1 protein-coding gene is annotated in these 859 nt (G+C 65.2%); it reads right to left on the reverse strand.

Annotated features, from left to right (window positions below; genetic code table 11):
* Window positions 1-218: 218 nt before the first annotated feature.
* Window positions 219-713, reverse strand: coding sequence for a hypothetical protein (locus DNA98_RS17555; RefSeq protein ID WP_146237997.1), 495 nt, complete (start codon window positions 711-713; stop codon window positions 219-221).
* Window positions 714-859: the final 146 nt, after the last annotated feature.

An 859-nucleotide genomic window follows, 5' to 3' on the forward strand; every position in this document is an offset into this window, starting at 1 on the left:
AGCTGAGGAGGGTGATCGCGGAGCGGCTGGGGTATTACCACGAAGCCCGGTTGCACTCGGGGCTGGGGTATCGGACGCCTCGGGAGGCTCTGGAGGAGGTGCTGAGCAGGGTTGACCAAGGACTCACACGGCAGACAGGTAGGAGTGTCTAAGTTCAGGGGTTCGGATCACAAAACGATACCGGCTCGGGTAAGCCCGAGCCGGTAAAGCTGGGGATCTTAGAAGTTGAGCTTCGCGCTCCCGCCGCCCCAGGTGACGGTGAGGGTGCAGCCCGCCAGGGCGCTCTGGGTGGTGAGGGTGACCTCGAGCGTGGCGGTGTTGGAGCTGCCGTCCTTCAGGATGCCGAGGAGCGTGTTCAGGTTGGGGAACGTCATCAAGCCGTTGTAGATGCTCCCCACCGTCCCCGTGTTCCCGCTCACGCTGACCGTGAACGAAGCCCCCTGCACGCTGGCGGTGGCGCTGCGGGTGTTGTTCTGGGCGTCGGTGTCGGAGACCGTCGCGGTGGCGTCCAGGGTGACCTGGATGGAGCTAGGGAGGGGGTTCGGGCAGTCGTCGCCGAAGTCGATCTTGGCGATGCTGGGGTTGAAGGTGAAGCCGGTCGGGGTGGCGGGCAGGTTCAGGTTCTGCAGGTTGTCGAAGGTCGCCCCCACGGTGGTCCTGCCTTCCACCTGGGCGCTGGGGCCCAGGGTGGGGTGTGTCCTGGATTTAGGCAACTAGGCTGCAGTAGGGAAAGCGCCGTGTCGGACGGCGTGGAAAGGTGTGACGGGGCTGTGGGAGAAGAACCGCGAGCGGACCAGGGCCTTAGCGCTCGCTCCGGATTCGCTCCAGTGGGCCCCGGTGATCTTGAGTCTTTGGCCGA

The sequence above is a fragment of the Meiothermus sp. Pnk-1 genome (assembly GCF_003226535.1).
Taxonomy (GTDB): domain Bacteria; phylum Deinococcota; class Deinococci; order Deinococcales; family Thermaceae; genus Allomeiothermus.